Origin of the sequence: Kitasatospora sp. NPDC127035, assembly GCF_042726075.1 — a bacterium.
GTDB lineage: Bacteria > Actinomycetota > Actinomycetes > Streptomycetales > Streptomycetaceae > Kitasatospora.
Genome location: NZ_JBHXDN010000063.1, coordinates 24,366 through 37,901, shown reverse-complemented (window position 1 = coordinate 37,901; position 13,536 = coordinate 24,366). Strand labels below are relative to the sequence as shown.

The following is a 13,536-nucleotide window of genomic DNA, read 5'->3' as shown; positions in this document are numbered from 1 at the left end:
GCCGGTCGGAGGAGGAGCGCGGTGAGGGTGTCGCTGGGACGGCGGTTCGGCTGGCTGTGGGGGGCGTACGCGGTGAGCGCGCTCGGCACCCGGCTCGCGTTCAACGCGCTTCCGCTGATCGCGATCGACGTGTTGGCGGCGGGCCCCGCCGAGGTGTCGGTGCTGGCCGCCGCCGGTGCGGCCGTCGGTGCGGCGGTCGCGCTGCCGCTCGGCCCGTGGGCGGAGCGCCGCCGCAAGCGGCCGGTGATGATCACCATGGACCTGCTGCGGTGCGCGGCGCTGCTGAGCGTCCCGGCCGGGTACGCGCTCGGTCTGCTCACCTTCCCCCAGCTCCTGCTGGTGTCGGTGCTCGTCGCGGCGGCCGACATCACCTTCGGTGCCGCCGCCGGGGCCTGCCTGAAGGCGCTCGTCCGGCCCGAGGACCTGCTGACCGCCAACGCTCGGTTCGAGGCCACGAGCTGGACCGCCATCGTCCTCGGGCTGCCGCTCGGCGGCGTCGCGATCGGACTGTTCGGCCCCGTCGTGACCGTGCTCGCCGACGCCGGCAGCTACCTGCTCTCGGCCGCCGGCCTGCGCGCGATCGGCGGTGGGGAGCCGCGCCCCGCGCCCGCCCCCGTCGCCCCGCCGCGGGCCCGCGACCTCTTCGAGGGCTGGCGCCACCTGCTGGCCCACCCGGTGCTGAGGCCGCTGTTCCTCAACACCGTCCTCGTCAACGCCCTGATCATGGCGGTCGAGCCGCTGCTCGCCGTCCTCCTCCTGCGCCGGCTCGGCCTCGCCCCGTGGCAGTACGGTCTCGCCTTCGCCGTTCCCTGTCTCGGCGGGCTCATCGGCTCACGGATCGCCGGGCGCGCCGTCGCCCGCTTCGGACGGCACCGCGTCCTGCTCGTCGCCGGTAGCCTGCGGGCCTGCTGGCCGGTCGGCCTCGCCTTCGTCGGGCCGGGCACGGGCGGGCTCGTCCTGGTGACGGCGGTCGAGTTCGCGCTGATCACCTGTCTGGGCGTGTTCAACCCGGTGCTGGCCACCCACCGTCTGGAGGAGGTCGCCCCCGACCACATGACCCGCGTCCTCACCGCCTGGTCCGTCACGGCCAAGGCCGCCGTCGCCGCCCTGACCGCCCTCTGGGGCCTGCTCGCGGTCCTCGTCGGCCTCCGCCAGGCCATCGCCCTCGCCGGCCTCCTGCTCCTGGTCACCCCGGTGCTCCTTCCCCGCCGGCCCGCTGCGCCGCGGCTCCCGGACGCCGCACCGCAGGGCGCCGGCCGGGCGGGCTGAGCGCACCGGGCGGCGGCCCCGGACCGCCCGACGCTGCTCGGCAGAAGTTTGCACGACTGCCATGTGGCAGTTCTGCCACTTCCCTACCTTGGGTGGCCTCCGTCCGACCCACGACCCTTCCCACCGAGCGAGCGAGGGCCCATGAAGCAGCACACCGACCCGACCCCGGCAGCCCCGGGCACCGGAGCCGTCGGCATCGTCCAGATCTCCGACCTCCACTTCCAGGACGCCCCCGTCGCCCGGAGGTTCGTCGCGCACGAGCCCGACGAGGGGCTCGCGGCCGTTCTCGCGGAAGCGGCCGGGGCGATCGGGGAGGCCGCCCTGGTGGTCGCCACCGGCGACCTCGCGGACACCGGCGAGGCGGGCGCCTACGAGCGGATGGGCGAGGTCCTGGACGCGCTGCCCACCCCGGTCTACTGCCTCGCCGGCAACCACGACCGGCAGGACGCGCTGCAGGCCTGCCTGCCCCGCCCCAACGTGCACCTGGAACCGGCCGTCCGGGTCGGGAACTGGCTGATGCTGTTCCTCGACAGCAACGCGCACGGCCGCGAGGCCGCCGCCGACGGCACCTACCGCGACCGTGACGACCGGGTGCACGCAGCCGCCCAACCGGGCCTCACCCCGGTCGAGGAGGAACGCGCCCGTGCGATCCTGACGACCACCGGTGCCGACCACGTCTTCGTCTGGATGCACCAGCCGCCGCTTCCCCGGACCGCTCCGGATGCCCAGGGGGACAGCGAACTCGCCCTGCTGGTGCGCGACTTCCCCAAGATTCGGGCGATCGGCGCCGGCCACCTGCACGGCGACCTGTCCGGCGAGTTCGAAGGCCGCCCCGTGTACGTGTGCCCGTCGACCTTCTACAGCATCGATCACGCGAGCCACGGCCTCGACGGCCCCGGCTACCGCACGTACACCCTGCACCCCGACGGCCGCGTCGACAGCGAGGTCCGGACCGTGTCCGGAGGGATCACCGACGCCATGCGGGCCGCGTCCCTCCCCGGCTTCCTGGCGGACCTGTTGGCGGGCCGGACGACCGGCGAGGAGCTCCAGGCCCTGGGCGACGCCGAGTTCGAGGAACGCTACGGCGAACCCCGCCCGATGCGCTGACCGGGCCCCGGCCGCCCGGGCCCCGGCCGCCCGGGGTCCGGCCGCCGCCGGGCCGGACCGCCGGGCGGGCCCGCGTGGCTCACGCGCGCTGCGGCGACCCCTCCCGATCGACCTCGTCGAGCACCAGCCGCGCGGCCACCGCCGCGCCGTCGGTGCGGACCGTGCCCGCCACGGCGGCCGCCCGCTCGCGGGTCGCGGGGGCCAGCGCCGTCGCGAGCGCGGCCGACAGCGACGCCGCGGTCGGTGTCGGGCCGTCATGGGCCACACCGATGCCGAGCTCGGCGACCCGCCCGGCCCAGTACGGCTGGTCGGCCCCCTGGGGCACCACCACCTGCGGCACGCCGGCCAGGGCGGCGGTCGTGGTGGTGCCGGCACTGCCGTGGTGCACGACGGCGGCCGACCGCCGGAACAGGGCCTGCTGGTTGACCTCGTCGACGACGAAGCAGTCGTCCCGGTCGTCGACCGGGGCCAGGCCGGCCCAGCCGCGCGCGAGGACCATCCGGAGGCCCCGCGCGCGGGCCGCGTCCACGGCCGCCCGGGCGACGCCCGCCGGATCCGGCACGGGCGTGCTGCCGAAGCCCACGTACACCGGCGGAGTACCGGCGTCCAGGAAGGCCGTCAACCCGGCGGGGAGCGGGCGCTCGTCCGGCAGGATCCACGCGCCGGTCTGCACCACGTCGAGCTCCGTCGGCTGCCACGGGGCCAGGAACGGGTCCGCGGCCATCCACGGCCGGTCGGTGAAGGCGTAGTCGCGGACGCCGGTCACCGGCGGCAGCCCGGCGGACGCCCGGCGGGCGTTGAGCTCCCCGCCGAACATCTCGTCGGCGATCCGGGCGTCGAGGTCCCACAGCGCCCGGCGGTCGCTCTCGTCCTCGGGCAGCGGCCGGCCCCGCCGCGCGGGCGGCGCCCGGTGGGGCGACGGCAGGCTGACCGGCTGGTGGCTCGCGTGCACGTAGCGGATGCCCAGCTTCTCGGCGACGGACCGCGCGCCGGCCGCGGCCGGCAACGGGCCGGTCACCACCAGCACGTCGCACCCCTCGGCCGCCGCGGCGAGCGTGTCGAACTGCGCGTCCATCAGGTCGGCCACCCGCCGGGCCAGGCCCGCCGCCGACCCCGGGGTCACCGTGGTCACCAGCGGCCGCACCGGGTCGCCGGCCGGCACCACCTCGACGCCGACGCCGGCGAGCCGCTCCGCGAACTCCTCGTCCGGAGGCGCGCACACCCGCACCTCCGCGCCGAGCTCCCGCAGCCGCACCGCGAGCCCCACCATCGGCTCGACACTGCCGCGCGACCCGTACGCCGACAACACCACACGCATGCATGACTCCCGTGAATTCGCAGGTCGACCTGGTTACGGCCGGACATTCTGCGGCATCACGGGGGCCTTGCCGCAAGGCCCCTGATGCGCTATAGGTTCAGAGTGGCGAGGGGAGCGGGTTCCTCCCCCTTCGCCCCTCGACGCCCGCCGCGGACGGACGACCTGCCGGTGGCCCCCTCCCGCTCCGGGACGCCCCGCAGGCGCGCGGGGAGCCGGCGCCCTGCGGTACGCGGTGCACGAGGAGCCGAGCGGCCGGCCGGGTCGAGGAGTTCCGGCGGGGCGCGCTCGCCCGTGCGTCGGCGGCGTTCCGCGGCGTCCGGGAGCCCTTCCACCCCGGGGCTACGCCTTCCCCGCGTACTGGGGCGGGGCCGCCGGGGGCCGCCGAGGGTGCCGGCCGGAGGTCGTGCGGCGCTCGATAGGCTCGGGACGAATCATCAGGTCCGAACAGGAGGTCCGCGCACCATGGGCGGGACGGTCACGGCGGTCAGCAGCAGCGGCGAGTACACGTTCACCAAGCCCAACCGGGACGGCATCACGCTGCTCGCCGGCCTCGGGGTCGAGGGGGACGTGCACGCGGGCGTCACGGTGAAGCACCGGTCGAGGGTCGCGCAGGACCCGACGCTCCCGAACCTGCGACAGGTCCACCTGATCCACGAGGAACTCTTCGCCGAGGTGGGCGAGAAGGGCTTCGAGGTGGCACCCGGCCAGCTCGGGGAGAACATCACCACCGGCGGGATCGACCTGCTCGGCCTGCCGGTCGGGACGCTGCTGCGGATCGGGGACGCAGCGGTCGTGGAGGTCACCGGGCTGCGCAACCCCTGCCTGCAGATCGACGCCTTCAGCAGCGGGCTGCTGAAGCAGGTCGTGGGGCGGGACGCGGAGGGGAACGTCGTGCGGAAGGCCGGGATCATGGGCGTCGTCCGGGAGGGCGGCGTGGTGCGCCCCGGTGACGTGATCGAGGTCGAGCTTCCCGAGGGCCCGCACCGGCCGCTCGACCGGGTCTGAACGGTCCCGGACGCGGGGCGGGCGCCGGGGCGGACGCGCGGGCGGGGGCGGGTCCGTAGGCGGGCGCGGCCCGGAGGCGGGATGGGCAGGACGCGAACAGATAGGTTAGCCTAACCTAAGCTTCGACGGGACCGGCTGCCGTCCGCCGACGTGCCGCCGACCCGCCCGCTGAGAGGAGAGAGGGCCCTGACCAGCACCACCGCCCCCGCGCGCTTCGTGCTCTTCCCGCTCCACGTCGTCCGGAGCACCCGCATCACAGCCCACCTGGCCCGCATCACGCTCGGCGGCGAGAGCCTCGCCGGCTTCGTCAACGGCGGCCTCGACCAGCGGATCAAGCTCCTCCTGCCGCAGCCCGGCCAGACCGAACCGCTGACCCCGCCCGGTGCGGGCGAGTTCGGCTGGTACCAGAGCTGGCGGGCCATGGACCCGGCCGTCCGGCCATTGCTCCGCACCTACACCGTCCGGGCGCAGCGCCGGGACCCCGACGAGATCGACATCGACATCGCCGTCCAGGGCGACCACGGGCCCGGCTCCCGCTGGGCCGTCAAGACCGCCCCCGGGGACCGCGTGATCGTCTGCGGGCCGGCGGTGGAGGAGGCCGGCGGCGTCGAGTTCCGGCTGCCGCCGAGCGCGGACTGGGTCCTGCTGGCCGGGGACGAGTCGGCGCTGCCGGCCGTCGCGGCCATCCTCGACGAGCTGCCGGCCGGGCTGCCCGTGCGGGTGTTCGCCGAGGTCGAGGGCCCGGGGGAGGAGGGCTACCTGCCCACCGGCCGGCCCGGCGTCGAGGTGACCTGGCTGCACCGGGGCGAGGACGTCGACCCGGTCCTGCCCACCGCCGTCCGGGCCGCCGAACTCCCGCCCGGCGAGCCGTACGCGTGGATCGCCGGCGAGGCGGCGAGCGTCCGCGAGCTGCGCCGCCACCTGGTCCGCGAGCGCGGGATCGACCGGCGCGCCGTCTGCTTCATGGGCTACTGGCGGGCCGGGCGGACGGAGGACCAGCGAGCCGAGGACGGCCCGGCGGTCGACGACGACTGACGGAACCCGGCCACCCCCGGGCGACCCCCGGCCCGGGACGGGCCCCTCGCCGGTCGCTACGATCGCACTCCGATCACGGACGGGGGGCCGTGGGCACAGTGTGGACACGGCTGACCGGGTGGCTGCCGGCGATCGGCGCCGTCGTCACCGAGGTGTGGGCCCTGCTGCCCGCCCTGAGCCCGGACGCGGTGGCCCTCTCCACCCGGGCCCGGCTGCTGCCGCCGCCGGTGACGCCGGTCTGCGCCGCGGCCTGGTCGGCCGCCTCGGTGGCGGCCCGGCGGCGCCCTCCCGGATCTGACCTGCGGAAGAGGAAGCCGGGGCGGGCCTTCGCGTTCCTGACGGGTGATTTCCCGGTCATTCCGACCCCAAGGCCCTGCCGCACGGGCGCTGACACCCTACCGTGGAAGGGAGTCCGCCCCGGTCCGGGGCGGAACGGGGTGATCGAAGCGCACGAAGGAAGGAAAGCCATGGGGGTACGTGCACGGCTGCGCGGGGGCGCGGTCGCGGCGGGGGCCGCGGTGCTGGCGGTCGGGGCCCTGGGGGCCGGGGTGGCTCCAGGTCAGGCGGCGGCTGCCGACCAGTGGCGGCCGCAGCCGGGGACCCTGTACATCTCCGACTTGCCGAAGACCGAGTCGTGGCGCGCCAACCCGACCGCCCGGGGGTGGGGCGACGACTTCGACTGTCCGGTGGGCTGGCCCGCCGAGCCGGCCGAAGTCAACGTATGGCACCGGGACTTCACCACCGCGGAGACCGCGTTCGCCCAGCAGAAGGTGGCGGTCTTCGACACGGAGGCCGAGGCCGTCGCCTTCGCGGACAAGGCCCGGCAGGACTACGTCGCCTGCGCGCACGCCCCGCAGCGGCCCGGCGTGAGCGCAACCTACCTCGACCACGGGGTGATCAACGTCGAGGAGGGCGCCACCCTTCAGGGGATGCACACCTTCGACTCCAACGCCACCGAGCGCCCCGACTACAACTACCTGTGGGGCGTGGGCCGCGACGGCGACACGGTGACGCTGGTCCTGTGGCAGAGCTACTGGGGCGACCCGCCTGTGATCCCGTGGAAGAACACCCTGAACACCGCGGTGAAGAAGCTGTACTGAGCACCCGCCGCCGACTCCTCGCCGCGGGTCCCGGCCGGGGCGGCGCGGCGGCCTCCGCCCCGGTGCTACCGCCGGGGCGGTTCGATCCTGGTGCGGGCCGGGGCGAGCAGCCGGTTGAGCAGCTCGGCGCCGGCGGCCGTGTCGAGGGCCACGGGTTCGGTCCCGGCCGGCTTCACCAGCCCGGCGGCGCCCTCGCGCTCGTAGAGGACGCAGGCGGCGCTCGACAGGTCGCGCTTGGACGGCCACTTCAGCCCGCGTGCCCACGGCGCCTGGCCGCGGATCCAGGCGCCCCAGCGGCGGGTCCGGGCGTACGCCTCGGGAGTGGAGTGGATCAGCCACTCGTCCTGGTGGACGGCGGCGAGCTGGTCGAGCGTCATCAGGCCGACGAGGGGGATGTCGCAGGTGGTCTCGATCTGCGACAGCACCCTGCCCCGGACGGCGACCCTACGGATCCGCCGCCAGCCCTTCTCGTCGAACGGGATGCCGCGCACCAGCGTCTCCATCACGGCCGTCCGCTCCGAGAACCCGGCGTACAGGTACGGCAACTGCTCGCCGTCGCCCTGGAAGGAGCAGAACCGGCCGCCCTCGTAGAGCGCGTCGGCGGGGTTCGGGTTGAACGCGGTCGCCGGGTAGGCAGCCAGGTGGACGCGGTGGAGCACGGTGCCCGCGGGCAGCAGCTCGCGGTGCGGGACGGCGCGCACGGTGGGGGTGGGGACCTTCACGTCGGGCATCCGGTCACCACTCCGCGATCTCGGCACGGGCCGCCGCGAGCAGGGAGTGCTCGCCGGGGGTGCCCAGCAGGCGGGCGGGGACGGCGTCCAGCCAGGCGTTGGCGCCCAGCCACCAGTCGGCGACGCCCCACGGGTCGTCGTCGGCGTCGAGCAGGCGGTTGACCTCGACGACCAGCGGGAGCGGGAGGCCGGAGGCGCCGTCGAACTGGAAGGACGGCAGCCGGACGGTGCCCTGGCGGTCGGTCAGCCGGATGAGGTCGGGGTCGGCGGGGTCGTGTCCGCCGGCCCGGTACTCCGCGGCGGTGACGTTCCCGGCGTCGAGCAGCCAGTCGTCGGCGTCGGGGGGCGGCTGCGCCGCCGCGGGTCGGCGGCCGAAGAACGCCAGCGCGCTCAGGACCGCCTCCCGGTTGATCTGCTCGGCCCGGGCGCCGGGCGCGTAGCGGACCGAGTCCTCGAACACCGCCCGGACCGGGTGACCGTCGGGAACCGAGGCGAGCAGCAGCCGGACGATCCTGCGTGCGATCCGCTCGGGGTCCCTGGAGGGCGCGGTGAGCAGCTCCCGCAGCCGGGCCCGGGCCGACTCGTCGAGGAACTCCTGCACCTCGTCCCAGCGTTCCCGCAGGGCCTCCAGCACCTCGGCCAGCTCCATCGCCCGTCACCTCCGTCCGCCCGACCCGCGTTCGCGATCCACGATCCGCCGAGGGGCAATCTAGCGTGCCGGTGTCGACCGCGGGCGGTGATCACCGATTCCCGCAAGGCGGGAACAACCCTCCACGATCTGCGGCATGATGGGCCCTCAGCAGCACCTCGGGGGCGGTGTGCCGGTCCACGCGTGGTCGTCCGACGACTCGGCCCGCACCGGCCCTGACGGCGCGCGTAGGGTGTTCCCACCGGTGCCGAGCCCCCGGTCCGCACCGTACGTCACGACTCGCGCTCGGAAGGCGGCCGGTGAGCAGTTCCGCGGGATACGGATGGTCCTACGTCGACCAGGAGGCCGAGCGCCGTCGGCGGTTGCGCGCGCAGTTGGCCGCCGAGGCCCAGCGGGCCGAGAACCTGCGGCGCGCCGAGGAACGCCGGGCGGAGCTGCGCGCCCGGCTCCTTGCCGAGGAGCGGCGGGCGGACTTGCGCGCCCGGCTCGGCGAGCTGAACGAGGAGGCGCAGGGGCTGCGCGGCGAGGCCGGGCAGCTGCGCCGCGCGTACCGGGCCGGGAAGGTGCGGGTCGAGACGGTCACCGTCGGCGCCGGGGCGGACGAGGCCGAGCTGACCCGGGCGATCGAGCGGGCCCGGGCGGCCAACGGCCGCGCGGCGCGCGAGCTGGCGGAGGCCGTCCAGGACGTGTGGGCGGCGGTGCTGCCGGAGGCGGTGGTCGAACCGGAACGGCCGCGCCCGCCGAGGAAGCCCGTCCGGAACGCGGCGGGGGACGCCGCCACGGCGGCGGCAGCGGCGGAGGAGGCGGCGCGCGAGCTGGCGGAACGGACCGACGGTGTCCGGGCCGGTGCGCTCGCCGAGGCCCAGGCCGTGCTGGACCGGGACGTGCCCCGCTGCGACCCCGCCGACCTGGAGCGGGTGGCCGGGCTGGTGCGGTCCCTGAAGGCGGCCGGCACCGTCTCCGAGGTGCGGACGACGCTCACCGACCTGGCGGCGCTCGTCCAGCACTCGGTGCTGCGCCGCGGTCGCGACGAGGAGCGCGCCGAACTGCGGGCCGCACTGGTGGAACTGGCGCAGGAGGCGGAGCCGGGGGAACGCGACCGGCTGGTCGCCGACCTCACGGCCGCGGAGGACCCGGCCTACCTGCGCCCCGCCGTGGAGGCGGCGGTGGCCCGGGCGGACGCGCACCGCAACCGCGGGCCGGTGGCGGTGGCGCTCGCCGAGGTGCTGCGCGAGCGGGACTACCTGGTGGGCGAGGACTTCACCGACCTGCTGGCCGAGGAGGGGGAGGTGGTGGTGCCGTTCGGCGACCCCGAACCCGGTGGCGCGGCCGGCGGCGAGGCGCCGGTGGCCGGGTACGGGCTGCGGCTGGTGCTGTCGCCGGACCGGGCGACGCTCTCGACCTCGGTGGTCAAGCGGTCCGGCGGCCCGACGGCCGGGGACGGCGCGGCCGGGGACGGTACGGCCGACGGTGCGGCCGGCGACGGGGTGGACGAGGAGCTCGCCGAGGAGCAGGACGAGCTGGTCCAGCAGTGGTTCTGCGACGAGCAGTTGCCCTCCATCGAGGAGGCCGTCCGGGAGAAGGGCGTGCGCCTGGAGCGGACGTCCGCGATGGCGCCGGGCACGATGGCCGCCGGCGTGGTGCCGAACGGCTCGTGGCCGCCGCCGGCCGCCGCCGTCCAGCGCCGCGGGACGAGGAAGCCGGGCCGCAAGGGCTCGGCGAACGCCGCCCAGGCCTGGCAACAGCAGCAGCGACAGCGTGAGCGGTGAGAACGTGAGCAGGGACGACACGAGCGGTGGGAACGCGGACGGTGGGAGGGCGGACCTCCGGAAGGACGCGGCGGCCGGTGCGTCCGGTGCGGCCGGTGCGGCCGGTGCGGAGGGGCCCGACGGCGCCGGGGCGGGAGACGGTCCGCGTTCGGCGACGCCCAGTTGGATCCGTGAGCTGGACATGGCGCTCACCGTCTACCCGCAGGTGCTGCTGACGGGCAACGTCCGTGACCAGTACCTGTTGCCGGACGACCACGCCGCCGGCAGCAGCACCACGCTCGCCCCGTACACCCTGGGCGGGGTGATCGAATCGCTCTGCCTGGCCCGCGGTTACGGCGCGCTCGCCTTCGTCGACCAGGTCAACGACCGGATCGCCCTGCTCAGGCTGAGCGCCACGGTCGAGGAGGTCCCGGAGGTGATCCGGCAGTTCGCCGAACGCGACGAGCGGTGGCGCCGCAGCGGCGGCGCGGGCAACGGCGCGCCGGACGCGGACGACGAGGACGAGCCCGAGCTGCTGGACCGGCTGCGCGACGCGATGGTCGGCGTGGTCCGCCACCCCGGCCCGCCGATCGGACTCGTCGTCCCCTACGCGGCCCGGCTCGGCTCGGCCCGGGCACCCGTCGCGGGCGAGGCCGCCCGGCTGTTCGCCGCCGCCGAGGAGCTGGGCCACACCGCCCGACCCGTGCAGGGCAGCACGGTCGTGACGCCGTACAACACGGTGTTCTGGGTGGTGGAACGGCAGGAGGACCTGCCGATGGAGTTCGCGGTCGGCAGCCGCGCGGTGCGGGTGATCAACGTGCCGCAGCCGCCGCACGACCAGCGGCTGGCCGCCGCCCGGCACGTGGTCGGCGGGCTGGCCCGCTACCAGGCGGCGACCGGCGGCCGGCTGCTCGACGCGGCCGAGACCGTGTCCGCCGCCAAGGCACTCGCCGACTCCTCCCACGGCATGGGCAGTTCGGAGGTGATGGCGATCGGGCGAATGGCGCTGGACCGCAGCCTCCCGGTGCAGCGCCTGGACGAGGCGGCCCGCCTCTACCGGATCGGCGTGCTCGACAACCCGTGGGCCACCGCGGCGCTGCGCGAGCGGATCGCGGACGGTGAGCGGTTCCTCAACGGCAAGGTGATCGGCCAGCCGTACGCCGTCCGCCGCACGCTGGAGATCTTCATGCGTTCGGCGGCGGGGCTGAACGGCGCGCAGTCGTCCAGCTCGCCGAGCCGGCCGCGCGGCACCCTCTTCCTCTCGGGCCCGACCGGTGTCGGCAAGACCGAACTCGCCAAGGGCGTCGCCGAGATGATCCTCGGCAAGGATGCCCGGCCGATCCGCTTCGACATGAGCGAGTTCGCCGAGGAGCACGCCCGGGACCGGCTGATCGGCGCCCCGCCGGGCTTCGTCGGCCACGACGCGGGCGGCGAGCTGACCAACGCCGTTCGCGCCAACCCGATGAGCGTGCTGCTCTTCGACGAGATCGACAAGGCCAACCCGCGGCTGTTCGACCTCTTCCTGCAGATCCTGGAGGACGGCCGGCTCACCGACGGACGCGGCGCCACCGTCTACTTCACCGAATGCGTGCTGATCTTCACGTCCAACCTCGGGATCACGGCGACCGTGGTGGCGGAGCAGTCCGGGGGCGGCGGACGGGCGGCGGCGGAGAACAGCGGCCCGGGCGGCGAACCGGTACCGCAGGCCGGCGAGCCGGCGCAGGCGGCGCCCGCCCGCAGCGGCCGGCGTCAGCTCACCCGGCACGACGACCCGGTGATCGTCCGCCAGGCGCTGCGGGAGGCCTTCGACACCTTCTTCAACGACCAGATCCGGCGTCCCGAGCTGCGCAACCGCTTCGGCGACAACTTCATCCCGATGGACTTCATGCAGGAGAAGTGGGTGCCGCAGATCCTCGACAAGGCGATCGCCTCGGTGGCGGGCCGGATCCGGGACGTGCACGGCGCCGAACTGACCGTCGCGGACGACGCGTGGGAGGTGCTGCGGGTCGAGGCGACCCGGCGGCTGGACCACGGCGGTCGCGGGGTCCTGACCGCCGTCGAGTCGGCGCTGGTCAACCCGCTGGCCAAGGAGGTCTTCCGGACCCTGCCGAAGCGCGGCGAGCGGATCGAGGTGGCCTCGGTCGAGGGCGACGGGGACGGCGAGGGCTACCGCGTCGAGGTGAACCGTTGGCCCGGGTGAGCGAGGAGTCGACGGACGGCGGGCCGGGCGGCGGGCGCGTCGCCGACCCGGCCGTCGGGCACGGTGCAGGACCGGCCGTCGCCCCGGAGAGCCCGCCGGCGGCCCGGGTGAGCCAGGTCTACCGGCCGGTCACCTCGCTCGGCCCCGGCCGGCGGATGGGCGTCTGGTTCCAGGGGTGCACCCTGGCCTGCCCCGGCTGCATGTCCCGGCACACCTGGGAACCCTCCGGCGGGCGGGAGCTGACGACGGAGCGGTTCGCCGCACTGTGGCGCGCGGCCCTGGCCGACGGGATCGACGGCCTGACCGTCAGCGGCGGCGAACCACTGGAACAGGCGCCGGCCCTCGCCGCCCTCCTCGGCGCCGCCGACGAGGAGCGCCGCCGCGCCGGCCGGGCCGCCGACCTGCTGGTGTACACCGGCTGGGAGCCGGAGGAACTGGCCGCCGACCCGGCGACCGCCTCCGCACTGGCCGGCGCCGACGCGGTCGTCACCGGCCGCTACCGGGCCGGGCAGCCGACCCGGCTGGTCTGGCGGGGATCGGCCAACCAGCGGCTGGTGATCCGCACCGCCCTCGGCCGCGAGCGCTACACGCCCCACCTGGACCACCGCCCCGAGCGGCCGGAACTCCAGGTGCACGTCACCGAGGGCGAGGTCCGGGTGATCGGGGTGCCGCGCCCCGGTGACCTGGGCCGGATCGAACGAGACCTGGTCCGGCGCGGCGTGACTCTCCGGGAGACCTCGTGGCGACCGTGATCTACCGCTGCCCGGTGGGAGCGCCGGGGGAGTGCCCGACCTCCGGTACCCGGGGGTACTGCCAGGTGCACTTCTTCGTGGAGCTCGAACGGTATGACCCGGAGCAGGACGCGCCCCCGCCCCCCGGGCCCGCGCCGTCCGCGCCCGGTACCGCGTCGGCCGCCGGGTCGCCCGCGACCGTACCGGCCGCCGCACCCGAGGCGGCGACGCGGCCGGCCCGCGCCGCACCCGCACAGCAGGGGCGGCGGCCGGAGCCGGCCGCCCGTCCGGTGGTCCGGCTGGCGCTGGTGATCGCCGGGGCGCTGCTGCCGATCCGGGGTGAACGCCGGCGCGGGGGCTGCGGGTTGGCCATCGGCCGCGACGACCGCGACTGCGCCGCGATCCCCGGCCTGGCGGACCTCAACCAGCTCTCCCGGCACCATGCGGAGCTGAGCTGGATCGACGGGGTGCTGCACGTCAGGGACGTGGGGTCGACCAACGGCACCTTCGTCGACGACCGCCCGGTCACCGGGCCGACCGTGGTCTGGCCGGGGCACCGGCTGCGGTTCGCGCAGGACATCGACGTCCAGGTGATCGAGATCGACGAGTTCGGCGCTCCCCGGTGACCCGGGGGCGCGAGGAG

The 13,536-nt window shown here is 75.7% G+C and carries 13 protein-coding genes; 9 read left to right on the top strand and 4 right to left on the bottom strand.

The genetic code is table 11. From position 1 onward, the window contains the following. Positions 1–21: 21 nt before the first annotated feature. Positions 22–1,269, top strand: coding sequence for an MFS transporter (locus tag ACFWIC_RS32000; protein WP_380520628.1), 1,248 nt, complete (start codon positions 22–24; stop codon positions 1,267–1,269). A gap of 141 nt (positions 1,270–1,410) precedes the next feature. Then, a complete protein-coding gene (locus tag ACFWIC_RS31995; protein ID WP_355403674.1) occupies positions 1,411–2,376 on the top strand; it encodes a metallophosphoesterase in 966 nt (321 codons plus the stop codon). A 79-nt stretch (positions 2,377–2,455) separates the two neighbouring features. Here the strand turns inward: ACFWIC_RS31995 and ACFWIC_RS31990 are convergent, their stop codons facing one another. Next, on the bottom strand, positions 2,456–3,694 hold the full coding sequence (locus ACFWIC_RS31990; RefSeq protein ID WP_380520627.1) for a glycosyltransferase: 1,239 nt from the start codon (positions 3,692–3,694) through the stop codon (positions 2,456–2,458). A 462-nt stretch (positions 3,695–4,156) separates the two neighbouring features. Here ACFWIC_RS31990 and ACFWIC_RS31985 point away from each other — a divergent pair, with 462 nt between their 5' ends. Continuing rightward, positions 4,157–4,699, top strand: a complete 543-nt coding sequence (locus ACFWIC_RS31985) for an MOSC domain-containing protein (RefSeq protein ID WP_380520626.1) — start codon at positions 4,157–4,159, stop codon at positions 4,697–4,699. A gap of 150 nt (positions 4,700–4,849) precedes the next feature. Then, positions 4,850–5,734 (top strand): siderophore-interacting protein, encoded by an 885-nt coding sequence (locus ACFWIC_RS31980; RefSeq protein ID WP_380520625.1) that lies wholly within the window; start codon positions 4,850–4,852, stop codon positions 5,732–5,734. A 73-nt stretch (positions 5,735–5,807) separates the two neighbouring features. On the opposite strand, the gene ACFWIC_RS31975 is transcribed toward ACFWIC_RS31980, so the two are convergent. Further along, the gene (locus ACFWIC_RS31975; protein WP_380520624.1) at positions 5,808–6,092 is read right to left on the bottom strand and encodes a hypothetical protein; all 285 of its coding nucleotides are present in this window, start codon (positions 6,090–6,092) and stop codon (positions 5,808–5,810) included. 109 nt (positions 6,093–6,201) lie between these two features. On the opposite strand from ACFWIC_RS31975, the gene ACFWIC_RS31970 reads away from it, so the two are divergent. Then, positions 6,202–6,834, top strand: a complete 633-nt coding sequence (locus ACFWIC_RS31970) for a hypothetical protein (protein ID WP_355403680.1) — start codon at positions 6,202–6,204, stop codon at positions 6,832–6,834. A 65-nt stretch (positions 6,835–6,899) separates the two neighbouring features. Here the strand turns inward: ACFWIC_RS31970 and ACFWIC_RS31965 are convergent, their stop codons facing one another. Together ACFWIC_RS31965 and ACFWIC_RS31960 are read right to left on the bottom strand one after the other, a co-directional pair. Beyond that, positions 6,900–7,565: an RES family NAD+ phosphorylase gene (locus tag ACFWIC_RS31965; RefSeq protein ID WP_380520623.1), complete on the bottom strand. Its 666-nt coding sequence runs from the start codon at positions 7,563–7,565 to the stop codon at positions 6,900–6,902. Positions 7,566–7,569: 4 nt separating this feature from the next. Continuing rightward, complete coding sequence (locus tag ACFWIC_RS31960; protein WP_380358556.1) at positions 7,570–8,214, bottom strand: hypothetical protein; 645 nt, start codon at positions 8,212–8,214, stop codon at positions 7,570–7,572. A 299-nt stretch (positions 8,215–8,513) separates the two neighbouring features. On the opposite strand from ACFWIC_RS31960, the gene ACFWIC_RS31955 reads away from it, so the two are divergent. From ACFWIC_RS31955 to ACFWIC_RS31940, 4 genes are read left to right on the top strand one after another with little or no spacing between them, the layout of a single operon-like run. Next, a complete protein-coding gene (locus tag ACFWIC_RS31955; RefSeq protein WP_380358559.1) occupies positions 8,514–9,983 on the top strand; it encodes a hypothetical protein in 1,470 nt (489 codons plus the stop codon). 4 nt (positions 9,984–9,987) lie between these two features. After that, positions 9,988–12,162: an AAA family ATPase gene (locus tag ACFWIC_RS31950; RefSeq protein ID WP_380520622.1), complete on the top strand. Its 2,175-nt coding sequence runs from the start codon at positions 9,988–9,990 to the stop codon at positions 12,160–12,162. Continuing rightward, complete coding sequence (locus ACFWIC_RS31945; RefSeq protein WP_355403690.1) at positions 12,159–12,914, top strand: 4Fe-4S single cluster domain-containing protein; 756 nt, start codon at positions 12,159–12,161, stop codon at positions 12,912–12,914. Before ACFWIC_RS31950 ends, ACFWIC_RS31945 begins: the two co-directional genes overlap by 4 nt. After that, complete coding sequence (locus tag ACFWIC_RS31940) at positions 12,902–13,519, top strand: FHA domain-containing protein (protein WP_329876917.1); 618 nt, start codon at positions 12,902–12,904, stop codon at positions 13,517–13,519. Before ACFWIC_RS31945 ends, ACFWIC_RS31940 begins: the two co-directional genes overlap by 13 nt. Positions 13,520–13,536 lie beyond the last annotated feature (17 nt).